This is a genomic window from Chitinophaga pendula, from assembly GCF_020386615.1.
In the GTDB taxonomy this organism is placed as follows: Bacteria; Bacteroidota; Bacteroidia; order Chitinophagales; family Chitinophagaceae; genus Chitinophaga; species Chitinophaga pendula.
In genome coordinates this window covers 5,718,491-5,742,739 of sequence record NZ_CP077769.1, presented here as the reverse complement: position 1 = coordinate 5,742,739, position 24,249 = coordinate 5,718,491, and the positions used below count along the sequence as shown (strand labels likewise).

Here is a 24,249-nt window from a genome sequence, read left to right as displayed (position 1 = left end):
CTATAACGATGATGCGTCCGTTCAAATATAGACCCGTTATTAAATTATTATTGATCCCCTTTTTCGTACTGTTATACATGCACGTATCAGCAGGGGTGGAGCCTTATCAACATATGCTGAGGGGCAAACTGAAGAAAGGAGATACTTTACTTGTGAGAGATGAGAAGTTCAGAAACCCCTCCTGGAGCTGGAATGATATCCGTAATGCACGGGTCACAAATATTGTAACCTTTGAGTTATTTACAGACACTACTGTCGCATTGACCAAAGCTTTCAGCTGTGAACTTGATCTGAAGATAGAATATTGGAGCCAGCCGGATCAGCGGGAACCTATCGTCAAAGATCATATTCCACTGAAAATTAACTTTAGCCCGGACTCCGGTGCTGTGTATCAGCGTAGTACATTATATGAGTTCCTGAATGGACATCAGGTGAAAATTACTATTAATGATATTAAGAATGAAGGAGGAGATGGAAAGACACCGTCTGTACTACAGCTGAAATCTCAGATAATTGTAGACCGTACATATACCTTGAAGTCTAAGGAGGTGATACCTTACGTTGTACCGGTGACAGATGGTGGCTCATCAGGAAATAATGGAGGTGTGGCTGCACGTGCTTTTAATCAAACTCCATATGCTGTAGATCTTATCTGGGGGACAATAACAGGTGCAGATGCTTATGATATTGAGTGGACATTTATTGATGATGAGTCTGACAACGGAAGGTTGTTGAATACGCAGGCAAACAGGACAGATGACCTAATGGCATTAATGATGCGCAATAACGCCTCAAGGGTTACTGTTCAACAAGAAAGTTTTAGGGTGTCATTGATCCATGATACCAAATATCTCCTGTTTCGCATGAGAGTGGTTAATTACGATGCCAACAATAATCGTATAGAAGGCCCGTGGAACTATAAGTTCAATAATCAGGGAACGGTAGAGCAGGGTGTGGTAGAACTAACGACTCTACGGCATCAGCCGGGGATGAACTGGCAGTATGCCGCTACCTATGCAGAAGATGGCAAAAAGAAAGAAGTAGTCAGTTATTTTGATGGCTCCGGGCGAAATCGCCAGTCTACTACACTCAGCAATACGTCGGGGATTGCCGTTGTACAGGAGACAATATATGATGAGTTTGGCCGTCCTGCGGCGACTGTACTTCCTGCGCCGGTAAATTCGCCGAACCTCACTTATTACGTAAGTCAGAGTCTCAACCTTAATAAGCAACCCTATAACTTTAAGAATATTTACAACGGGGCAACAGGGTTTTGTGTAGTTAAGCCACAGATGATGGATCCCACTGGAGGTGCAGCACGTTATTATTCGTCTAATAATGATTTTCTTAATGCGGCAGGGGTTAATAAGTATATTCCAGCCGCTGAAGGCTATCCGTTTGCCGTAACACGTTATACTCCAGATAATACAGGAAGGATAGCTGTACAAGGAGGTGTTGGTAATCAATTACAACCCAGTGCAGACCTGACGGAGAATAAAGCAACGAGATATTACTATGGCAAACCGGAGTCGTGGGAGCTGGACCAACTGTTTGGTAACGATGTTGGATTAGCTAATCACTACACAAAAGAAATGGTAGTCGATCCCAATAGCCAGGTGAGCGTGAGCTACAAGGATGCTGCTGGTAAAGTAATTGCAACTGCGTTAGCGGGGGAAGTGCCCTTGGCCACAGATAAAATTTCTACAATAAGAGATAATGTTACCAGAAAATCCCGTTTGCTGGAGCCTGAGCAGTTTGTATTTGATAATGCTACATTGAAACTGACGGGCACTACAACCTATCTCTCTTCCCTGATAGGTACGGCTAACTTAGAGTATAGTATTCAACAGTTGGTGAAAAACTATAGTCAGAACGGTGTGAATATCTGCAGCAATTGTTATTATGAATTACGTATCAGTATGTATGATGATTGTAAAAATCAGGTATATAATACTGCTCAACCGATACAGATAGGTAGTCTCCTCAGTAATTGTAATGCTCCTGCTACGGCAACCGGTAATTTCGGGGTTGATCTTTTGAAAATAGGTGAATACTATGTCACTTTCGAATTGTCGCTTTCTCCCGATGTAATTCGTGATTATACCAATGATTTTATTCAACGTAATACCAACCTGAAGACGGAGTTGCAAATGGTGATGGACCAGTTGAAGGCAATTGATTTTACTGGTTGTTTTGGTGACTGTAAGACCTGTCGGCAGTCTTTGGGTGAAAGGGCAAATTTTTTGCAGCGATTGAAAGAAAAAGTACTTACAGTCTGGCCAGAGATGCCGGTAAATGATGCCGTATTCACTGGTTGGGCAGATGGTTTGTATACTGCATTAAGTAATAACTGTACTGCATTACGCCAATCCTGCGTTCCTTCTCCCTGTGTTACGCTGGAAAAGCAGATATTGGACGATGTTAGCCCCGGTGGACAATACGCATTGTTTGATGGCGCTGCGCCTTTGGAAATACCGACAAATATTTTAAATAAATATTGGCGTATAAAATTCCCCGAAAGAAATCCTGGTAATGTAGATTATGAGGCAGAAAGTTTGATTATCGATGGAGAGGTAACTTCCCCTTATGACCCATCGTTTACTATCGGAATGTTAATTAAGTACTGGAAACCGGAATGGGCGTCCAGGTTCAAAGAATATCATCCCGAATATTGTGCGCTAAGGTTCTGTCAGAGTAACACATCTTATTACGCATGGGATGAAAAAGTCAAAATGCTGGCAGAAAAAGTAACTGATATTCCTGTTGTTCTACCCGGATATAATTATAATGCTGCTGTAGCAGATTGGCTAATGTCTGCAGATCCATTTTTTAATGGAAATGGTAGTGGATATGCATCTGATTTCAGGAATGATCTGTTATTCTATTCCGATCGTATACTCAAAAGGTACGATAGTCGTCTGGTAACTAAAAGTGTAACTGCATTCGTGGCTTATTCTCTGTACTGCGCAGATGACAGAGGCAATACGAATAGTAATATAAATGATAAGTGGAATAACTGCAGCCCTGTTGCTTCTTGTCGCATTCCTGACAGGGAATGGACTGCTTACCGCGACATCTATTTTGATCTGAAAGCAAAATATTATCAGTACGCCAGACAAAATGAGTTCTACTGTGGAGCGCAACCCCAGGTCGGCCAACCGTATTCTCCGGATAGTCCTGGTAATTGTAAAGGTGGTGTGATAGAGAATACCGCCGATTCATTAAAGATAATTCAGTCTGCCTGGGATGAAAATTATACGTTCAATGGAGCTTTCTTTCTTGATGCAAACGGGCAGGTCGTAACGAATGCTGGTTATGGTTATTGGGGTAATTGTAGTGAAGATAAAACTGTTAACTGTAGTGTGTTGAATAGAGTTGGTATTGGCTGGGGCTGGTTGTCTCAAAGTAGAAATTGGAAGGGCTTAGATGCGTGCTTTACGGCTCCTTCCACAAAGACATATTATATTGGTTTTGCAGCGAAGAATTATATAAATATATATGTTGATGGAAAGTTCATATACTCAATGGGAGGACATGCTCCACAGGAGAATTATACTGGCTGGTTGATGTTGCCAATACAGCTTTCCGCAGGTGCGCATAGGATAAAAATCGAAGCGCAGAACCATGAACCTGGTGGTGCCGCCGGTGTTGAAATATATAATCTTGATTATAATAATCTTACAACGGGTAGTTATGATTTGATAGAGCAAAGCCGGATATTCACCACTGCAAATCTTCGCAATAAAAACGTAGCCTCTTATGTAATTGGCCCATCTGGTGAAATCACGAGGCGCTATACCTCTTGCAACGGCGGTGATGTGAATCCCTGTAATCCTGTGGGTAATATTGCGGATACTCCGGAAAAGGTAATTTACCAGACAAAGATACCCCGGGAACCAATTATCAACTATGATAATATCAATACAGATACCACCAATCTGAAGCTGGAATATGGGAAACTATTGAGCCAACAGTTGGATTCCGCTTGCGCTAAAAACATTTCAGAGCGGAAGGCACAATTAGCTGATTACTTTAATGCTCGAGGAGTAAGTCAGGCGACAATTAGTCTTCTTGAAAGCCAATTGCTGGCAGTGTGTAAGCGAGGAGGAGATATAATGCATCCAAACGGTGCCAGCACAACAGATCCTTCTGCACCAAATTATAGTACTTTCAAGGCTGTACTGAAAAATGTGTTAGGGATATCTTCCTGGAGTATGATATGCAATCCTTGGCTACAGGAATCTCCATATCCATTTCAGGTTAATCCACAGACTGCACAAACTCAAGCCGGGTTTACCAGCCCAGAGATTTGTGCAAGATTGAATGCACTTAAACAGGATCAGCAAAGCCAGAATATTGGTGGGACATTTTATGCGTATCTCACAAATCGTTTTGGTACAGCTATGAACATTATGTCTGCAGAACTAGATGTTTTGCTTAAAGGATGTACTAACTGCCGATATCTTCTTGAAAAGGAAATTCGTCTGCCGGTATTTGTAGATGGGAAAAAGGGATGCATTAATGGCCAGGAATATACTGCTGCGGTAACTGCATTTAATCAGGAAGGTTGGAGTGATCTTAATGCTGGACATCCAAATTACAAAAGAGTATTTACGACCTATCTCAATCATAGATGGGGATTTTCGCTAGGTTATGCTGATTATGAGACCTATGCAGTACAATTAGCGAGTTCTTCAACAGCTACGTTATGTAACCAGCCATTTTTTACTAGTCAGGATGCAGATCCTTATGCTTGCCTGGTGAGTCTGGCAGAAGGTGCCGTAGCACAAGGTCGTAGGGTGTATGCAAAATATATTGATTCTGTTCGGCAGGATTTCAGCCGTCAGTATGTGAACGTCTGTGCTACTACCAAGTCAGCGGTAAATATTACAACAGCACAGCGGTTATATCATTTTACCCTCTACTATTATGATCAGGCAGGCAACCTGGTTCGTACTGTACCACCTGAAGGAGTAGAGTTGCTGACCGATCAGGAATTGAGCTTGGTACAAGCTGCCAGAAATCAAGATCCTGCCACCTGTAACTATACAGGACCCGCAAATAATACTGATCCGGCCGTATCGTTGCAACAGTTTTCAAATACGTTGTCCGGTACGAATAGGTCTATGGAAATGTGGTTGCATAGTCCTGATCCGGGAGCGAACCAGGTACTTGTAACGACAACGGATCGTAAATATATTTTTAATGCCTGTATCGACGACCGCTACCTGAATATCGATATCTATTCTACGATACCTGTAGATGCCAAAACAGCGGATATTACCTTGTCCAATAATGTCAGTGTTGATATTAATCAGTTGTTGCCGTTAAAACAGTGGACTCATTTGGTATTACAAGGCGCAGATATTGATAGCATTCCATTTAGTGTATATGTGAATGGTACGCTTTGCCCTGCGGCGACGAATGCTCCTCCTGGAGGTTGCGGTTGGGAATTGGGGCCGGATGGAAGTGGTAATTTGATCTGGCCGCAGCAGCTTTCTTCGCTCAAGCAATTACGTATGTATAACCGCCTGATGACACAGGCGGAGATTACTGCCAACGCCGGAGAGCAATGTCTGGGTATTAATGCCAGCTACCTTGCAGCATTAAATCCGGTACTGCAACACTGGGCTCGCTTTAACACGCCTGTTGAGGGAAGCCAGACGACGATGCAAGGCAAAGGAACAACAGAGACACAGTTGTCCCCGGTATATCCCAAACACCGCCTATTAACCAACTATGCCTACCACTCTCTGAATCAGGTGGTACAACAGCAGACTCCGGATGCGGGCGGTAGTAACTTCTGGTATGATCAGGCCGGCAGACTGTTTGCTTCCGTCAACGCGAAACAGGCTGCCAACACTGGCACTTATAGCTATACACGCTATGACGCCTTAGGCCGCGTGACAGAAGTGGGAGAGAAAGTAGGTGCCGGTGGGCTTACTGTAGGTACACCTTTTTATGACCCAGGAATAATCAGTAGTTTCCTCGGTAGTGGCAACAATTCTCAGGTCACCCGTACCTATTATGATAATGCCTATATGCCGGCCGGTGTTACGGGCATCTCACAAGATAACCTGCGTAAGCGGGTTGCTGCTACCACTTACCAGCCTACAGTTGGAGGAGCAGAGGAACAGGGTAGCTATTACAGTTATGATGCCTTGGGTAACGTAAAGACGTTATGGCAGCAGCTGAAGGATCTAGAGCTGAAGCGGATTGACTATAACTACGACCTGGTGAGTGGCAAGGTGAATAAGGTTCGCTATCAGTCAGGAAAACCTGATCAGTTCTTCTACCAATATGAATATGATGCAGAGAATCGTCTGACAAAAGCGCGTAGCGGTATACTGTCCTCCAGCAGTGACGGCTGGACAGTAAGTAACCCTGTCACCGATGCTTACTATCAATACTATCTGCATGGCCCGCTGGCCAGAACAGAAATAGGACAGGACCTTAGCAACATCCAGCGACTGGACTATGCGTATACGCTCCAAGGATGGCTGAAGGGACAGAACGGGCATTACCTGCAACCCAATACGGAAATGGGAACAGATGGACCTAATGGACCGACATCCTTTGCCAGGGATGCAATGAGTTTCAGCCTGGACTATTTTAACGGGGATTATAGACCAATCGGAGGTACAAATGCACCTGCATTCCCTTTAAGTTGGCAGGCACAATCGGGAGATCTGACGGGGCAATCATTGTACAATGGTAATATTAGCCGGAGCACCCTGGGGCTCAATCGTTTGAATAATGGTGCGCTGACAGGATACAGCTATCGGTACGACCAGTTGAATCGTCTGACACGTATGCGGCAGCATAATATTGGGACTGGCCTTACGAATTGGGGCGCTGCACAGCAAACCGAAGCCTATGCAGAAGATATCTCCTACGACGGTAATGGTAACATACTGAAATACAAACGTAACGGCGCCAATGCCAGCGGAATGCCGCTGGATATGGATAACCTGACTTATCAATATAACAAGAGTGGAAATAAGCTGATAAACAATCGTTTAGCCAGTATCAGTGATGCTGTCAATGCCGGAAATTACGCAGTGGATTTGGATAGCCAGTCAGATAATAACTATATTTATGACCAGATAGGCAATCTTGTTCGAGATGTACAGGGTGGAGTGAATAACATCAATTGGAACGTCTACGGTAAGATCAGTTCTATTCAGAAGAGTGATGGTAGTTCTTTGTTATATAGGTATGATGCCGCGGGCAACCGCATATACAAGGAGTATTCCTCTGGTGGAGTGGTAAACAAAGAATGGTATGTCCGCGACCCACAAGGAAATGTGCTCGCCATCTATGGCAACAAAAATGGCGACGCGCAGCAATACTGGAAAGAGCAACACCTTTACGGTAGTAGTCACTTAGGGATGTGGACACCTAATATGAATGTTGGCAGCGGAAATGCTACTTCTATCTGGGGACAATCTGGTAACAGGCGATATGAACTGTCCAACCATCTGGGTAACGTACTGGCTGTTATGACTGACAACCGTCGCGGTATCGATGCTAACGGAGATGGCACCATCGACTATTACGAACCGGAAATCGCTTCTGCACAGGACTATTATCCTTTCGGTATGTTGCAGCCCGGAAGATCATATGGAACGGGAGATTATCGTTATGGGTTCAATGGGAAGGAGAATGATAATGAGGTGAAGGGCCAAGGTAATCAGCAGGATTATGGGATGCGTATTTACGACCCGAGAGTAGGAAAGTTCTTGAGCATTGATCCATTAACTAAAGACTATCCATATTATAGCCCTTACCAGTTCGCCGGAAATACGCCCACGAAATTTATTGACTTAGATGGTGCAGAACCGGCATTAGCACCTTCCGCAGGTCCTCTAATGCGGCCTATTTTAGGAGGCGGTACCGCTATGCCTATGGCACCATATGCCAGGTATGGGGTGAGTGCGGCCGGTTATGTAAATGAACGGAATCCGTTAAGTACTATTGAGCAAATAAATCAGGCGGAAGAGTTTAGGAGAGAAGAGTATTTGCGAAATACTACAATGGTTGGCGGGAAATCAGTTCCCAGATTTGAGGATGAAGCGAGGGACTTAAGGAATAAACAGCTTGGAAGTCTAGGAGAGGGCAATGCAAAGAATGCACTATTTGGGACTTCTAGTGTTGCATTAAATATCTCGTTAACAGATTTTGAGAGGGGATACATCAGCACATTTGTAGAGAACCTCAGTAAGATACCTGCTAATTATGGAGTTCCTAATTTTAACAAGCCATTAAGTACAAACGCTATGAGGGTATTGTCAAACGAATTGGGAGGAGTTGAAGTAGCGCAGATATTTGTTAAGCAAAAAAGTGGCGGTTATTATAGTACTATCTATGGTACAAAAGATAGAATTTCTATTCCTAGTTTCTCAGATGGGACACCGTACTTGATTAACCACGTTCATCCGGGGGGGACGTCTGTACCGAGTAATGCGGATAAGTTGATATTGAATAATTTGCAAGAGATTCAAAGGAGTAAGGGGATGCCTATACAGAGTTCTTCCCAAATCATACCAATAGGTAATTCCAATTCTAAATTTAATACAGAAGGTCAAACAGATATACAATGGAAAAAGAAATAGTTATTAATACATATCCTGAAGTATTTAGTAATCTTCAGGACTACGCTCTTATGAAGTATGATAAGTTACCTCCATTTGAATATGTTATAATTTTTAAACCAACCAAGGGGTTTGAAATATTGGAATTGTATTATGAAGATGCTGTCTCATTAATGTTAGAAATGGGCGTTGATATATATGAGAATTACGATGATATGATGAATAGTTAAGATGACAATGTTTGTAAAAGATAAGCCCCGATCAGCTGGTTGGGGCTTATCTTTTACAGTATTTTGTGGTTTTTATAAGTCATTGTAAATGAGTCTTATCTGTGTATCAAGTCCACCTTTAGTCCATCTTAAATGCGCTCTTCCTTCGATGAAGGTATAACCATCCTTCGGTATAGATAGGGTGATAAAATAATTAGCCCCGGCCGACGGCCGGGGCTAATTATTTTATGGTATTTATGTTATTACTATTTAGAATAGGCTTGTTTAGTTTTAACGTCCCTGATAAAAGCGGCTATTACGCGGAGCAGGGCAGCTTTATCCTCTTCTGGTAGCGGTCGATGAGAGTGCAGCGCAGACCAAACGTATTATAGCCTACCAGGATAGTAAAGCCAGTGGCGCCGCCGATAGCCGCAAGGAACAGTCGACCAAACATTTTATCGGTAACCTGGTGCGGGTACTACACCCCTATGAAGTAGTAAATCCCTATGCCGGCAGGCTAAAGCTACCAGAAGATGCACATAAGATCAGGCGATTACACGACCTGTTTTTAAACTTTGTAAAGCTGGTGACCTTACTGCATCAATACCAGCGTCAGCGGGATAACCAGGGTAGATTAATCGCTGATATCAGCGACCTGGAGACGGCAGTATTTATTATGTTCGATAGTATAGTATTGAAGGTAGACGAACTAGATGGAAGTCTGCGTCAGTTTTATGAGCAGTTAAAAGACGTGATAGGCAAACACGGACAGAACTATGAGTTTACACGGTTCGAGGTACGGGATGCTACCGGGGTAGGTAAGACGCAGCAACATCATTACTTAAACAAGCTGGTGGAGTTAAGTTATATCCGCCAGTATGGTCATGCCAATCGTGGATTTAAATACCGTATTGCTTACTGGGACAATTATACCGGTCTGCGAGAGCGAATCAAGACCGATCTAAATAATCAAATTGCCACTCTCCGTGTCAATTTAGAACTAACAAGTACCGAACGCCAGCCTGCCCGCCAGACGGGCATGCCGAACGCCAGCGAACACCAGACCGAACGCCAGAGTGCTGTACAGTAGCTAAAAAGGGGTTAAAAAGATGCTGGCGTTCGGTGTTCGGGAAAAATGCTCAAGCCCCTTTTTAAAAAAGTGTCATAGTGATATAAAAATCGGCATAGCGTTACCCCTCTCTTTTTATTTACGTTAAAAAAATATTGGTAGTTATGGAGTTGATCGTAAGTCAATTTACGAGTTACCTGTCCATACTCGGCTACGGCGCAAGTACGCAGCGGATGCTGCCTGCCTGTGTGCGGGAGTTGCTCAGCTATGGACAGTATAGCCATGTGGATGCAATTAGTGCATCCGGTATCCGGGACTTTTATGCCTGGTTGCAGGTACGCCCGTTGAAACGCGGAGATGGTGGCGGACTGAGTAGTATGATGATCAGTCATTACGTGTATGCGTTGCGCGTGTTCTTTGACTGGTTAGAGGTGAGCGGTCAGTTATTGCATAATCCGATGAGCGGGTTAAAGTTCGGTCGCGGTAAGGCAGGCGTACGCGAACCGTTGAGCGTGGAGGCAGTACAACAGTTGTTTAACTGTGTGGAGGATTTAAAAGAGCAGGCATTACTACACCTGTTTTATAGTTGTGGGTTACGTCGCGGAGAAGCGGTTAGTCTACATATCCGGGATGTATCGGTGCGCAGCCGGTTGTTATACGTGCGTTCTGGTAAAGGTGCAAAACGGCGGGTGATCCCGCTGACGGCAGGGGTAGCCGCCAGCCTGGGTGTTTACCTGTCGGAGATACGGTTGCAGGAGTGGGGTAGTAGCAGCGCCTTTATGCTGAACCGTTTAGGCAGACCGATGAGTGGTGATAGCTACAACCGTCTGTTGAAGGTACTGGTAGATCGTGCGGGTTTACCCGGTCATGTAAGTCCTCATTACCTGCGCCACAGTATCGCCACGCATCTGTTACAAGGTGGTATGCACCTGGAGTACGTACGGGATTTTTTAGGGCATAGCCATCTGGAGGCGACACAGTTATATGCTAAAGTTCACCCTAAAAAACTACTTGTATGATGACCTTACAGCAGTATTTAGCCCAACACTACACCCCCGGCACCGCTGCCAGTTATGAACGGGAGATCAGCTGTTTTTTATCGGGTTGCCCTGGAGCAGAAACGGCTTTGTATAGTGACCTGATAGCTTATGTGGGTCAGTTACGTCAGCGCTACAGCAATGCCAGTACGTTAAACCGTATCGTGAGTAGCATCAAGGCTTACTATGATTACTTATGCCAGTCAGGCATCCGGGAAGATCATCCTGGACGGGCGTTGTTATTAAGGGACCAGCGTAGCCGTGATATACAGTTACAGGACTTATTTACGTCCGGAGAGTTAGCGCAGTTATTAGCACGTACGTCCCGTTATAGTCTGCTTGCTTACCGTAATAAGGTACTGATCAGTTTACTGGTGTACCAGGGATTACAGACACACGAACTGGCAGGATTAAAAGTTACGGAAGTCAACCTGGAGGCGGGTAGTATTTATATCCGGAGCAGTGCGGCGGCCAATAGTCGTACGCTGTCTTTACAGCCTAACCAGGTGTTGTTATTATACAGCTACCAGGAGTATGTTCGTTTACGGCTATTACGGGGCAAAATAAGCGACTTACTGCTGCTTGGGCAGCGAGGTGAGGGAATGAGTGCGCAGGACATTAGTAAGCATATAAAGCGTCTTTACGGGGATATGTACGCCCCTCGTGCGGTGACCGCGCAAACGATCCGTCAAAGTGTACTAGCGAACCTGTTTAAACAAGGGCATGATATAGCGACGGTACAGCAGTTCGCGGGACATAAATACCCATCGAGTACGGAGCGTTACCGCCAGGAGCAGGTAGACCGGTTACAATCTGCTATAGATACTTATCATCCGATGAAATAAAAATCCTATCCTTGTACTGTAATCGAACCGCTGGTTCGAATCCCTTCCATAGCGGACCGTTATCAGGTTCGAATCCTCTCCTCGCTACAAGTTTGAATGCCGTTCTCCGCACTGCCAGCAAAAGTGCTAACCACTGCAATGTAGAGATTATAGACAGTTGCTAGTTAACCGGCAGTTCGAATCTAATGAGAACCGCAGCCAGTATTTACATAGAAAATCTACCTGGTTCGAATCTAGTCATCCCGACTGTTAAGGAGTTCGAATCTCCTCCTCCGCCCCCGAGTGCAGGTATTGTTCCTGTTCTGGGAACGGGTGCGACAGCGGCAGTAAATAGCGTGGAGTCGGCGGGAATCGAACCTGCGTCCTGCTGTACTCCCCGGCGTCAGTGCAGAGCTAATCTGCATCAAAAGACCTCATCATCAGGATAAAGCCAAACAGGAAGATCGGTCTCCCTTCGCCCGGCTGGGAATAAAAAACCGCGCCAGGTAGGCTTCGCCGTACCTGTCACGGTTTTGCTCACGCTTCGGGCTCCGGTCGTGGCAGCTCCCGGTCTGGCGCGCCTCGCACAGTGGCTTAACTGGCGCCATCCCTTTGCTGCCTCACTGCGTCCGCCACCTGCCGTACCGCCCCGGCCTTGTTGATACGTCTATGCCGTCCGCTTCGCTCCCGGCGAATAATAAGGACTAGCGGCGGCCAGCTGTGGCTCCGTGCTCCGCTTCGCTGCGCACTCTCGCCCCAGCGGCCGGGGCGTCATGGCGGTGGTGGCGGATAGCTTCGGTTGATCGGGAGATTATAGCACTATGGGTTAGTTCCCTGATCGCTGAGCAGTAATACAAGACCTGCCGCGAACGGCTACATTAGTTCGCTGCCCCGGCATTAGTATGATCTTGGCGCGTCCGTGATAATGCGGCGCTGAGCGTTAGATACTCGCTCCCGGCGTTAGTAGTTGCGCCGCTATTATCCCGGACGTGTTCCCCTTGTACGCACGTATTTATTTACTCACTTTATAAATGAAATCAAATGAGAAGAAAACATCTTCCTGCTCGTCTGCGCAACTGCAACAGCACGTGGGAACGTTACGAGTTGCGTTTACCGATCCAGTTCCGGTTATTATGCCGTTTAGTGGGTGTAACTCCTCAGCGGGTACTACAGGACTTTATCCATCATGTGTGTATGGATACGTGGGGTTATAGCAGCGATGAGCGTCTTATGGCGATGAGTTATTTTACTTGCTCCCGTTATGGGTGGGATCGTTACCGCCCTGATCAACAGCGTCAGATGTTACGTGAGCTGGATAGCTTACGGAGCGGGTGGCCAGGTTATGAGCTGGAGTACTACTACGGTCGTTTAGATAAGGAGTATCAGTTGCAGGTTCGTTACCGGCTAGCGGCGTGGTATGTGAAGTGGCGCGGTCGGATGAAAAAGCCCGGGCAGTGAGATGCCCGGGGCAAAGGTTGCTTTTAATACGGCTAAGCATTAAAGCAACTGTAAAGTAGTGAAAAAATCCAGGTCAATCGTGATCTGGATTTTTTTGTTTCTATTGAATGGATAGGAGAAACGCATTAGGAAAAAGGTATCTTTATGGTGGGTTCTTTGATTATCCTTTTGGAATGTTGCAGCCTGGTCGGACGTATGTGTTGGGTGGGGGAGGAGGTTATCGTTATGGGTTCAATGGGAAGGAGAATGATAATGAGGTGAAGGGCGTTGGAAATCAGCAGGATTATGGGATGCGGGTGTATGATCCGAGGGTAGGGAAGTTTTTGAGTGTTGATCCTATTACGAAGCAATACCCTGAGTTAACCCCTTATCAGTTCGCAAGTAATAGTCCTATTATGGGAATTGACCTTGACGGATTGGAATTATTACCCGTTAATAGCTCTATGTATAGGATGGCATTTGTTGGTTCCAAGTCCAAACTGGGTATTTCGGACGAACTACATATAGTTCAGACAGTTGTTGATAATATTCCAGTAGCATTGAATGATGGCGCTGGAGATCTTAAGTATACAAAAGGAGGCCCTGTCGGTTCTGATGGTAAAGATTATAAAGGTGCTATTATTTACAGTCCTGGAAGATATTATAATTCTGGTCCAGACTTTAATGGCAAGTATGGAGATGAAGGAAGGGAGGATCCTGGAGAGGCTAGGAAGAATGATTTCGGTCGGTTAGGAGTGAGACCTATAAAGAGCTCGAATTATAGAACGCGGAACAATATTGCAACCGGAGGAGGAATAATTGATCAGATATCAAAGTTAAAAGGGCTTGTCGATAATCAACTAAATGTACCGGAATGGAATGCTTCGGCATTAGAGCAAGCACAAAGAAGAACTTTTTATCAGGCAACCAATTTGATCAATTCGTATATCAAGGACGGCATGTTTGTTAGGCTTGATCAGACATTTAGAACCGGTCAAGGCAAGGCAGATCTTATCAACTTTATTAACGATGGAACAATACCCCTAACAGGTAATTGGGCGCAAGGATTAGGTAGTTCCCAAGTTAGATCAATGTCGGAATATTCATTGACTGTAATGCACGTGGGAATTCAGATACTTAAAGATCAAGGTATTCCATTAAAGGAGTCAGTATCAAAATCTTTTTCGAATCTGAAAGATATCTATCAACGTAACGGAGGTGAAAAAAAATACTAAAAATAATTATGATTTATATGGTCAACAGATATAAATATTCTTCCATCCTGATAATGGTAACTATTTTGTTCTGTATTGTTTCCTGTCGCTCTCAGGATCGTAAGAATGAGGTGAAAATCAATACAGCTAATAAATTTATGAAGTACTTAAAGAACAATGAAGTAGATAGTGCAAAAAGTATGTTAGGGTTTAGTTTAGCTGACTTAGGAAAAGATGAAGAAATATTCAGGTTTGAGATTAAGAAAGCATCAGATATATTAACTATTTACGGGATACCGGATACCTCCGTTTTTTTTGCTGAAAAAGATAGTTTAGGTTTAATGCAGCGCACTTATATAAATGTTCCCATTTCAGTAAAAGAAAGCCCAGATAATAAACTTTTAAAAGTGACAATTCGAGTATCGTTTTTGGATAGAATTGGGGATTATAAATTAGCTAGTTATGAAATTATTACTGATTATAGGAAGTCAATAATTCGACCCTTTAATTAATGGTTGCAATATTTAGCTTTATGAGTGAAATCATATGTAAATTAAAACTCCGGGTTAAGTGAGACCTGGAGTTTTGATTTATATAAAGAATATGAATTGAGTTATTTTAGCGAATTGGCCTACAACTGGCGACGCGAATATATATTGGGAGTCGGTATCGTTATGGGTTTAATGGGAAGGAGAACGATGATGAGGTCAAGGGAGTGGGTAATCAGCAGGATTATGGGATGCGGGTGTATGATCCGAGGGTTGGGAAGTTTTTGAGTATAGATCCACTTACACAACAATATCCAGAGTTGACTCCCTATCAGTTCGCAAGTAATACTCCAATATGGGCAATAGATATAGATGGTGCAGAAGGCGGGATACCTGTTAGCTACAGTAGCATAATTCCTGAGATTAAAGAATGGTGGAATGCTTCTAGTAAAACGGGTTCCGACTTAGCTCATGGTTGGTATAATGCCGCAGGAATCCCCGCACAAAGGAAGAATTATACAAATGGAGATGCGGTAATATCATTTTTAGCAGTTAGTGGAAAAGCATATACAGAATATCGTAGTGGGGGATTAATGTCAGGTGGAGGTGCGAACAGGAACTTTAGAAGGGCGCCTCAAGAGCCTATGGTAGAGGTGCATGTGAGTTCAACACCTCAAATGCCTAAGACTGCTATTAAAGCAGATGTGACAAGACCATTGGTGCGGGTAACTACTGTGTCAGGGAGTGAATCATTGGATATTCCTCCAATGTATAATAGTAGATTACGTGGCCGTGAGCTTATCGTAGACGATAACTTGTCGCCTAAACTGATGAGACCATTAGAGGAGGCTGGTTTTAGTGTAAAGAGATTCCCTAAGGTTACTTTAGATGAAGATATTATTAAATATGCCCAACAAGGAAATTCTATAATACTTACTAATAATATAAAAGACTTCAGAGGAAATAATGGTGTTACAGCTATAAAGGTCACTTCCAAACAGCAGCAGAATTATCAGCAAATTGTTCCTTTAATGAAGTCTTTGGATGCCAAATCACAAGCCAATCCGTCAATATTAAAGCCTGGTAAAGTTGTATCTTTAGCCAATCCCGAATAAGATATTATGGATTTTGTAGAACGTAATGCTAATAGAGGTTTTGGCCAGCCTGTTATTAAGGGAAGGCGCTTAACTGTGTTTAGTGCCTTATCTCACGCGAATTATGCAATAAGTCTTACTAGTTTTTTAGAAGATTTTGAATTATCGCTTGAGGAGTTAGTATCTGCTGTTTCTTATTGCAAGAATAGAGTATGCCATGATCTTAATAGTCCAACAGATCAGTATTGTGATGGTTGTATCTTACGGAGTATTAGTAGTGGATGGAAGTCAATTAAGGATGATTTTGTTGAGAAGAATGGAGTTTCTATCTCAAGGGACGGGAAAATTTTTTTCTTGGGTTCTTTAGATGAGTTAGAAGAATCAGAGTTTGGTATTATGGGATGGTTACTAGCAGAGAGGGTAGAAAAGAGATTGCATGAGATTTAATTGATTCAGTTTGTGTACTTTTAAGGTATTGATAATTAGTCAATTACCTGCTCAGGTCCACCTTAGGTTCGCTTAAGGTTCGTCTAAGGTATAACTGAGGTATAAGTAAGATATAAAATAGCCCCGGCCATCGGTCGGGGCTATTTTAGTTTTATATATTGATAATGTGTTCGTTATGAGTTTTCTAAGTTCTTTTTAAAGAAGTCTTTGAACTTGGAGATGGTGAGCGTGGTATCGATGATGCGGTATAGTATTGCTTGTCCTCTTCGTCGAGTTGCTCGATGAGCCTTGGCTTCTCATAGATTGTTTTATTTTCTACTTTGACCTCCTGGGGTATCTAGCTGTTCGTGTTGATAAGTTCATCGATGGTGATGCCGAAGAGGTGTGCGATCTTGATTAAGGCGTAGATGGAAGGTTTCCGTTAGAGGTGTGTATACCGGCAACGACTTCTTTTTGCATCGCTTGGCAGATAACATTTTGACTGCAGGATTGAAAGAGTTTCGTAGTTATTTTCTTCTTGGAAGAAAATTAAAAAGCTTCTCTAATTTCAGTGATGCTGATAATACAATTTCTGGCTTAAAGGTACTTGGCATTCTATAACCTCCTATAACTCCCCGTAAAAATACCCTATTATGAAACCTCAAATAATACTAAATTAGTAGTAAAGTATCCTGGAAGAATAGCTGAATATCCCTTATATCCAATCCCTTAACCATTAAGTTATGTTCTCTCAAAAGACTGTTACACAGCAAGCTGATGAAAAGAATGTTATCCGTGAACAAGGAAATGCTGGTAAGTCGATGCCGGCGGTAGCTATACAGAAGATGGCTAATTCCTCAAATGACAGCGCAGAAGAAAGAGAAGAGCAGTCAAAGCCTTTTCAGTTGAGGGCTGCTGGTCCTTACCGACCTAACAATACCGGCCTGCCTGATCAGTTAAAGACAGGTATTGAGGCGACATCAGGTTTCTCGATGGACGATGTGAAGGTCCATTATAGCTCTGATAAACCCGCGCAGTTGCAGGCGTTGGCTTATGCGCAAGGTACAGATATACATATAGGGCCCGGTCAGGAAAAGCACTTGCCACATGAGGCCTGGCATGTGGTGCAGCAAAAGCAGGGGAGGGTACAGCCTACTATACAGCGAAAGGGAGCTAGGCCGATCAATGATGATGTAGGGCTGGAGCAGGAGGCGGATGTAATGGGGCGACAAGCATTGAGCGGTGTTGCGCAGGTGGGAGTGTTGAAGCAGCAATCGGTGAGCAATCCGACGGTACAGGGGATTTTCGGTATAACAAGGGACTTGCTGAGCGCAGCAGTACCATTGGCCGGTATATATAAGGGAGCTGTTACTGGTGCGGCTTTAGGATCGTCGTTTGGTATGCTGGGCAGTTTGGCAGGAGGAGCAATAGGTGGCGTTGTTGGAGGTGTTGCGGGGCTGGTAGGAGGGTATGGTGTTCAAAATGCATTGAATTACGGAAGGAATGCTATGTTCGGTCCTCCTTCCAATGTCACAGGTCAAAGTATGCCGGGGCCATTTGATCAAATGGCTTATCGACTTTGGAAAACGGATATCACCGAGCAAAATGAAACAATTGGTATGCTTTCCCATGCAGAAAAGCTAAAGGCTGAAAAGCAACCATTGGAATCGGGGAAAGTATTTAGTGAGCATTTTAAGGATCAGATTGCAAAACCTGGTGATCACCAGCGGAAAGCAGCGGCATACAAAAATGATCTTAGTGAGGTGTTAAAGAGTACGGATTATATACAGATGATTTTTAAAGGTGGGTTACACAAGGCAGCCCAGGACGGAAGTAGTAGCGCTGGAGGGGGAAATCTGCAATATCTTCCGGGAAAAGTTCCCCAACATGCGGAGGAGGCCAGGAGGATGTTTAATAAACTGGTGACAACCAAAGTTACCAATGTAGGTGTGAAAAGAAATAAGTTAGATCCCGTGTCGGCGATGGGTATGAATGCAAAAGAAGAAGGAGGGAGATTAGATGGCATATTACATGTTGGGACGGTTGCTACCAGGGGAGTGCTCTTACATGAGTTAGGCCATCATTTGGAGAATAACTTGTCACCATTGGATTTCGCTTCATTACACAATTTCCTGAGAGCCCGAAGCAAGGGGGATAACTTACGAAAGGTCGGCCAGGGTAGTCTGGTCGGTCGGGAGAATAACGAAACCGGGTACGACACAGAGAATCCCGAATTGGGTATTACACCGTCGAAATCCCTATTGAAAATGGCTGCATTGTCAGTTCCTAATGCCTTCGGAAATGAGGCGGCTGGTAATGCGATCAATCACTTTGTGATGGCAAATAGCAGCACCGATGAATCAAGCTATCATTCCCTTTCAGATCGCAGGGGTGGTACGGAATTTCTTTCCACGACCATACATTTTTTCAGTACTCCTGAAACAGCCCTGAAGTTAGTAGAAAACGATCCTTTTAGGGTAGCGCTGTTTATTATGACTGCTAATAAAGCCGTTTATGAAGAAGTAAGAAGTAAGTTCGATAAGAAAACAGATCAGCACCTGGATGAACTTATCCACAGAATAGGGTAAAGAAAGTAACCACCTATATGGATGTTCAAATATTATTTATTTGTTGGCAAAGGTTAGGGAAGTGAAACTATGCTATTGAAAAATTATAGTACCAGTATTGTAACATTTCCTCCATATCCATATCTAAAGTAAAACCATTAACAATGGCCACTGTCGGGGCTAAGCTTGATGATGATCATACTGATCTATGCCGTTACTGCGGTGTTTCCTTTTTATAGGGCTGTTTGTCCGGACACGTACCAGGAGAAACAACAACAGGAAATAAATAACATGATAGAATGGCTCCAACAGTACTTGTCACAATTAGATGAACAGATGTAAATAAAAAGTGGCTGCCATCAACAGAAGACAGCCGCTTGACTTTTCATCAGCAACTAAAATCCTATGTGGTCAACGCAATAATAGCCGCTTCCGGCTGAGGGCCTCTACCCGCTGTCACCGCATCTGCATTGTATTTTACTTCAATGTCAGGAACTACGCCGCTACCTTCGAAAGATACTTTGTTACGATCTCTGAATACGAAGGACGGCGCATAGATTTGTGTAAACAAGCAGGTCGCAAATGCGCCACCGTTTACTGTAATGTTTTCTTCCATGATGGCGCCGCCAACACCACCCAGGTGTTTTCACCATATGACGCAAAGCTCAACAGCAAAATTGGGATCGGGCAGAAAAGAGATCAGAATAGGGATACTGCGATAAGGGTCGGTTTCACGCACGTTTTCATAGTTGATTATTGTTGATGATTAAATGATGTTGGGTGATCACAAAAAAATAATACGGAACACTGGGCGAATTTTTGATTCAACGTACAGGGAATTATTCCTGATAAAGGGGGGATGTGCATGGTAAATTTATCTAGCCTTCGCATGCAGGATACACCTGCATGTATATTCGATAAGCAGATCGCATTTTTTTTGCCTTCATTGCGCCATTAATCTTATATATTTATTATAATAATGGGTTGGTTGTTAACCGTTGCTACTTTCTCTCTTTTTTGCATTCCGTAAAAAGCAGTAGGTTTGTTAGCGCTTTCGTTTCGGCTATGAACGGCAGCATTTTTGGAAATTGAAACCTGGATTCCTTGGACAACTCAGCGCAAAAAAAAGTTTTTGACTTCAGTTTATTGCGGCGCATATTCTCATTTGCAGCGCCCTACCGAAGATCATTCTACACCTCTATATTTTTAACGGTCGTATTGGCCCTCCTGTCGCCTATACGCCCTTACCTCATCCAGCTGACGGTAGATAAATATATCACCAACCAGTGGATGCAGATGCTGATCATCGTGACAATCGTACAGGTGGTATTACTACTCCTCGAAACAGCCGTACGGTTTTTCTTTTCCTACCTGACAAACTGGCTGGGGCAATCCGTGATCAAAGACCTGCGAGTGGCGGTTTTTAAAAAGGTAGTGCACCTGAACCTGGGCTTTTTTGACAAAACACCGATCGGAACCTTAACCACCCGTACGATCAATGATATTGAAGCTATCAACGACGTATTCTCAGAAGGTATCATCTCTATTGTGGCCGATCTGTTGATGATCGTGGCCATCCTCGGGGTAATGGCTTACGAAGACTGGCGGCTGACCCTGATCAGCCTGTCACCTTTCCCGGTACTCATTTTTGCTACCTACCTGTTCAAAGAGAGCGTTAACAAATCCTTCCACCAGGTGCGTAATGCCGTGTCCGCCCTGAACGCTTTCGTTCAAGAACACCTGACCGGCATGGTCGTAGTACAGGCCTTCTCCGCGGAAAAAAGAGAACATGCGCGCTTCCGGACCATCAACAAAGAACACCGGAAAGCAAACATCGATGCCATATTTGCCTATTCCGTATTCTTTCCAGTAGTGGAGATCATCCTGGCTATTTCACTCGGCCTCATGGTATGGTGGGGCGCTAATAAGGTCCTCAACTATGAAGTGACCCAGGGGGTAATGATCGCTTTCATTATGTACCTCAACATGCTGTTCCGTCCGCTACGCGTGCTGGCAGATAAATTCAATACCCTGCAGATGGGGATGGTAGCCAGTGAACGGGTCTTCAAAGTATTGGATAGTGACGATTACATGCCCAATAAAGGTACCCATACCACCCCGGTAACCAAAGGGAGCCTGGATTTCGAACATGTATACTTTGCTTATAAAGAAGAGCATTACGTATTAAAAGATATTAACTTTAGTGTAAATGCGGGAGAGACGGTCGCCATAGTAGGGCATACCGGTTCCGGTAAAACAACCATCATCAGTATCCTCAACAGGCTGTATGAGATCAATAAAGGCCAGATCAAACTGGACGGGGTCAACATCCAGGATTATGAACTATCTGCCTTACGTAGCAGGATTGGGGTCGTATTGCAGGACGTATTCCTGTTCTCCGGCTCCGTGTATGAGAACATCACTCTTCGTAATCCGGGCATCAGCCGGCAGCAGGTAGAAGAAGCCGCCCGACTGATCGGTATGCACGATTTTATCATGCAATTGCCGGGCGGATACGACTACCTCGTTATGGAAAGAGGGAGCACCCTCTCCCTCGGACAACGGCAGCTGATCTCTTTTGTACGGGCATTGCTGTATGATCCCGCCATCCTCATACTGGATGAGGCCACTTCTTCTGTAGATACTGAATCTGAACAACTTATACAAAATGCGATCGATAAGCTGATCTCAGATCGTACCGCTATCGTCATCGCACACCGCCTGTCTACTATCAGTAAGGCAGATAAGATCATTGTGCTCGACAAAGGAGAGATCAAGGAAATGGGCAACCATGAGGAATTGCTGAAACTGGAGGGCTTCTATGCCAAGTTGCATGCCATGCAATTCACCAAAGCGGGCCCGGCCGTATAGTAATGAAATCATTCATATAACAAAAAGGCGCATATAACTATGCGCCTTTCTTTTCTCCTGTTGGAGAGTTACATGCGATCTTTCGGCAGTATCTCAATTGCTTTACAGTGTGTACTTTGGACACATTTTAGCAACCTTTTTTAGCGCGCCCCGTTTTTTTTCCTGATCCGTTTAATTTTTGACTTAAAATCGACTATCTTTGCGCAAAATTTCAGAAAACGGTGATTTCCTATAAAGCGTTCAAACATAGTCTGGTAGCCCTTATGATGGCTTTTTGCCTCGGTGGATTTTCTACTGCTGTAAATGCCCGGGAGCATACCCCCCAGGAAGAGCATGCAACCGCTACTGCTCATGAAGGTCATGAAGCAGCTGCTGGCCATGAAGCCGAAGCTGAAAAAGGCGGCTTTAATGCGAAGGAAGTATTACTGGGCCACGTAAAGGATGCCCATGACTGGCATCTCCTGAGCATCGGCGACAACCACGTTACCTTGCCCCTGCCCGTTATCATCTACAATCCTGCCAGAGGTACTGCTGTTTTTTCCTCCTCAAAGTTTGAACATGGCCACCACGCCTACGAAGGCTACCGCCTCGTAAATGCACACTATCTGCATGAAAAAGGCCTGGATCCGGCTCAATATACCGAAGGTAAGATCATCGCCGTAGACGCGAATGATATGCCTACCGGTGAGAAGATCTACGATCTTTCCATCACCAAGAACATCACTTCCATGATCATTGCCGCTATTCTGCTGGTGATCCTCATGCTGGGTGTCGCCAAAGCATACCGCACCCGCGGTTCCAAACAAGCGCCTAAAGGATTCCAGGGGCTTATCGAGCCGGTCATCATCTTTATGCGTGACGAAGTGGTAAAACCTAATATCCCTGGCAAAAGCGCGGCTAAATACACCCCGCTGATCCTGACTATCTTCTTCTTTATCCTGATCAACAACCTGTTAGGACTGTTACCGGGCTCTGCCAACGTAACCGGCAACATCGCCGTTACCGCTGCCCTGGCTATCATCAGCTTCATCGCCATCCTCTTCAGCTCTAATAAACACTACTGGGGGCACATCCTGAACCCTCCGGTTCCTTTCCTGGTTAAGTTCATCCTGGCGCCTGTAGAGTTGATCGGTGTATTCACCAAACCAGTATCCCTCGCGATCAGGTTGTTTGCCAACATCCTCGCAGGTCACATCATCATCCTGAGCATCATTTCACTGGTATTTATATTCGGCTCCCTGAGCAAAGCGGCCGGTTACGGCTTCCTGCCCATCACTGTTGCATTCAACATCGTAATGATGATGCTGGAGCTGCTAGTTGCCTTCATACAGGCCTTTATCTTTGCCAACCTGACCGCCGTATTTATCGGCCAGGCAATGGAAGGTGCACACGATGATCATCACTAATAAATGGTGATCTGGCCCCTGTAAAAGGCCGGCCAACAGAGATAACGTATTTTTAATAACAACATATATTTACAATTATGGCAATTTTGACTGTTTTATTGCAGGCTGCTGCTACTTCTGGCCTGGCTAAAGCTGGTGGTGCTGTTGGTGCTGGTATCGCTGCTATCGCAGCTGGTATCGGTGTAGGTAACATCGGTAAGAGCGCGCTGGAATCTATCGCTCGTCAGCCCGAAGCTGCTAACGACATCCGTGCAAACATGATCCTGGCTGCGGCGCTGGTAGAGGGTGTTGCCCTGTTCGGCGTTATCGCTGGTCTGCTGGCAGTAGTACTCTAAGCCAAAATTATTACTGCATCCGGCGCACAGGGCAATGGATGCAGTATTATTTTGACCGTTGCCTGTAAATATCAGTTTCCGCAACTTAGCTTATCAAATCCAAACTCAATAATTACTACAATTTATAACTATGGATCTGTTGCTGCCCGAATTAGGCTTGTTTACAATCTCATTCCTGATCTTCATTATTGTTTTCCTCATCCTGAAAAAATTTGCCTGGAAGCCTATCCTGGCTACCTTGAAAGAAAGGGAAACATCTATCGCCGATGCTATCTTATCAGCCGAAAGGGTGAAAGAAGAAATGGCGCAGATGAAAGCAGAGCATGAACACGTCCTGGCCGAAGCTAAAGCTGAGAGAAGCAAAATTCTCAAAGAAGCAAAAGACGCCAAAGATCAGATCATTGCTGAAGCTAAAGCCCAGGCTCAGGCAGAAGCTAAAAAGATCATCAACGAAGCCTACACCGCTATCGATAACCAGAAAATGGCTGCCCTCACCGACGTGAAAAACCAGGTAGGCGCCCTCGTAATCGAAGTAGCAGAAAAAGTATTGCGCAAAGAACTGGCAGACAAATCTGCTCAGGAGCAATATGTACAACAACTGGCTGGAGAAATTAAACTGAACTAATGTAGCTGTGGTCCCTACCGGACAACTTTACATTTTAGCACTTATAATAAATT

At 44.4% G+C, this 24,249-nt stretch carries 16 protein-coding genes; 15 read left to right on the top strand and 1 reads right to left on the bottom strand.

Going from position 1 to position 24,249, the window contains the following annotated elements:
* Positions 1 to 8 precede the first annotated feature (8 nt).
* From KTO58_RS21230 to KTO58_RS21180, 11 genes are all read left to right on the top strand, one after another.
* Entirely contained in the window at positions 9 to 8,615 is an 8,607-nt protein-coding gene (locus KTO58_RS21230) for an RHS repeat-associated core domain-containing protein (protein ID WP_095837474.1), read from the top strand.
* Positions 8,600 to 8,824, top strand: coding sequence for a hypothetical protein (locus KTO58_RS21225; RefSeq protein WP_095837475.1), 225 nt, complete (start codon positions 8,600 to 8,602; stop codon positions 8,822 to 8,824). The genes KTO58_RS21230 and KTO58_RS21225 overlap by 16 nt, the downstream gene beginning before the upstream one ends.
* A gap of 448 nt (positions 8,825 to 9,272) precedes the next feature.
* Complete coding sequence (locus KTO58_RS21220) at positions 9,273 to 9,893, top strand: hypothetical protein (protein WP_198315166.1); 621 nt, start codon at positions 9,273 to 9,275, stop codon at positions 9,891 to 9,893.
* Positions 9,894 to 10,036: 143 nt separating this feature from the next.
* The gene (locus KTO58_RS21215; RefSeq protein ID WP_095837476.1) at positions 10,037 to 10,891 is read left to right on the top strand and encodes a tyrosine-type recombinase/integrase; all 855 of its coding nucleotides are present in this window, start codon (positions 10,037 to 10,039) and stop codon (positions 10,889 to 10,891) included.
* Positions 10,888 to 11,754 carry a tyrosine-type recombinase/integrase gene (locus KTO58_RS21210; protein ID WP_095837477.1) on the top strand — a complete coding sequence of 289 codons (867 nt, stop codon included), beginning with the start codon at positions 10,888 to 10,890 and terminating at the stop codon, positions 11,752 to 11,754. Before KTO58_RS21215 ends, KTO58_RS21210 begins: the two co-directional genes overlap by 4 nt.
* Positions 11,755 to 12,774: 1,020 nt before the next feature.
* A complete protein-coding gene (locus KTO58_RS21205; RefSeq protein WP_157752811.1) occupies positions 12,775 to 13,191 on the top strand; it encodes a hypothetical protein in 417 nt (138 codons plus the stop codon).
* Between the two features lie 107 nt (positions 13,192 to 13,298).
* Positions 13,299 to 14,405 (top strand): RHS repeat domain-containing protein, encoded by a 1,107-nt coding sequence (locus KTO58_RS21200; protein WP_095837479.1) that lies wholly within the window; start codon positions 13,299 to 13,301, stop codon positions 14,403 to 14,405.
* Positions 14,406 to 14,542: 137 nt separating this feature from the next.
* A complete protein-coding gene (locus KTO58_RS21195; protein ID WP_157752812.1) occupies positions 14,543 to 14,896 on the top strand; it encodes a hypothetical protein in 354 nt (117 codons plus the stop codon).
* A gap of 113 nt (positions 14,897 to 15,009) precedes the next feature.
* Complete coding sequence (locus KTO58_RS21190; protein WP_095837481.1) at positions 15,010 to 15,987, top strand: DUF5615 family PIN-like protein; 978 nt, start codon at positions 15,010 to 15,012, stop codon at positions 15,985 to 15,987.
* 6 nt (positions 15,988 to 15,993) lie between these two features.
* Positions 15,994 to 16,413 (top strand): DUF433 domain-containing protein, encoded by a 420-nt coding sequence (locus tag KTO58_RS21185; RefSeq protein ID WP_095837482.1) that lies wholly within the window; start codon positions 15,994 to 15,996, stop codon positions 16,411 to 16,413.
* A 722-nt stretch (positions 16,414 to 17,135) separates the two neighbouring features.
* Complete coding sequence (locus tag KTO58_RS21180) at positions 17,136 to 18,980, top strand: eCIS core domain-containing protein (RefSeq protein ID WP_095837483.1); 1,845 nt, start codon at positions 17,136 to 17,138, stop codon at positions 18,978 to 18,980.
* Positions 18,981 to 19,362: 382 nt separating this feature from the next.
* Here the strand turns inward: KTO58_RS21180 and KTO58_RS21175 are convergent, their stop codons facing one another.
* On the bottom strand, positions 19,363 to 19,575 hold the full coding sequence (locus KTO58_RS21175; RefSeq protein WP_095837484.1) for a hypothetical protein: 213 nt from the start codon (positions 19,573 to 19,575) through the stop codon (positions 19,363 to 19,365).
* A 488-nt stretch (positions 19,576 to 20,063) separates the two neighbouring features.
* On the opposite strand from KTO58_RS21175, the gene KTO58_RS21170 reads away from it, so the two are divergent.
* From KTO58_RS21170 to atpF, 4 genes are all read left to right on the top strand, one after another.
* Positions 20,064 to 21,830 (top strand): ABC transporter ATP-binding protein, encoded by a 1,767-nt coding sequence (locus KTO58_RS21170; RefSeq protein WP_095837485.1) that lies wholly within the window; start codon positions 20,064 to 20,066, stop codon positions 21,828 to 21,830.
* A 263-nt stretch (positions 21,831 to 22,093) separates the two neighbouring features.
* The gene (gene atpB / locus KTO58_RS21165) at positions 22,094 to 23,236 is read left to right on the top strand and encodes a F0F1 ATP synthase subunit A (protein ID WP_225859860.1); all 1,143 of its coding nucleotides are present in this window, start codon (positions 22,094 to 22,096) and stop codon (positions 23,234 to 23,236) included.
* Positions 23,237 to 23,313: 77 nt separating this feature from the next.
* Positions 23,314 to 23,571 (top strand): ATP synthase F0 subunit C, encoded by a 258-nt coding sequence (gene atpE / locus KTO58_RS21160; RefSeq protein ID WP_095837487.1) that lies wholly within the window; start codon positions 23,314 to 23,316, stop codon positions 23,569 to 23,571.
* Positions 23,572 to 23,701: 130 nt separating this feature from the next.
* The gene (gene atpF, locus KTO58_RS21155; protein ID WP_095837488.1) at positions 23,702 to 24,196 is read left to right on the top strand and encodes a F0F1 ATP synthase subunit B; all 495 of its coding nucleotides are present in this window, start codon (positions 23,702 to 23,704) and stop codon (positions 24,194 to 24,196) included.
* Positions 24,197 to 24,249 lie beyond the last annotated feature (53 nt).

Bases quoted from the DNA above. Each gene is read 5' to 3' on its own strand.
- KTO58_RS21230 (WP_095837474.1), top strand. From the start codon at position 9: ATGATGCGTCCGTTCAAATATAGACCCGTTATTAAATTATTATTGATC.
- KTO58_RS21225 (WP_095837475.1), top strand. From the start codon at position 8,600: ATGGAAAAAGAAATAGTTATTAATACATATCCTGAAGTATTTAGTAAT.
- KTO58_RS21215 (WP_095837476.1), top strand. From the start codon at position 10,037: ATGGAGTTGATCGTAAGTCAATTTACGAGTTACCTGTCCATACTCGGC.
- KTO58_RS21210 (WP_095837477.1), top strand. From the start codon at position 10,888: ATGATGACCTTACAGCAGTATTTAGCCCAACACTACACCCCCGGCACC.
- KTO58_RS21205 (WP_157752811.1), top strand. From the start codon at position 12,775: ATGAGAAGAAAACATCTTCCTGCTCGTCTGCGCAACTGCAACAGCACG.
- KTO58_RS21200 (WP_095837479.1), top strand. From the start codon at position 13,299: ATGGATAGGAGAAACGCATTAGGAAAAAGGTATCTTTATGGTGGGTTC.
- KTO58_RS21195 (WP_157752812.1), top strand. From the start codon at position 14,543: ATGAAGTACTTAAAGAACAATGAAGTAGATAGTGCAAAAAGTATGTTA.
- KTO58_RS21185 (WP_095837482.1), top strand. From the start codon at position 15,994: ATGGATTTTGTAGAACGTAATGCTAATAGAGGTTTTGGCCAGCCTGTT.
- KTO58_RS21180 (WP_095837483.1), top strand. From the start codon at position 17,136: ATGTTCTCTCAAAAGACTGTTACACAGCAAGCTGATGAAAAGAATGTT.
- KTO58_RS21175 (WP_095837484.1), bottom strand. From the start codon at position 19,575: ATGGAAGAAAACATTACAGTAAACGGTGGCGCATTTGCGACCTGCTTG.
- atpB (WP_225859860.1), top strand. From the start codon at position 22,094: ATGATGGCTTTTTGCCTCGGTGGATTTTCTACTGCTGTAAATGCCCGG.
- atpE (WP_095837487.1), top strand. From the start codon at position 23,314: ATGGCAATTTTGACTGTTTTATTGCAGGCTGCTGCTACTTCTGGCCTG.
- atpF (WP_095837488.1), top strand. From the start codon at position 23,702: ATGGATCTGTTGCTGCCCGAATTAGGCTTGTTTACAATCTCATTCCTG.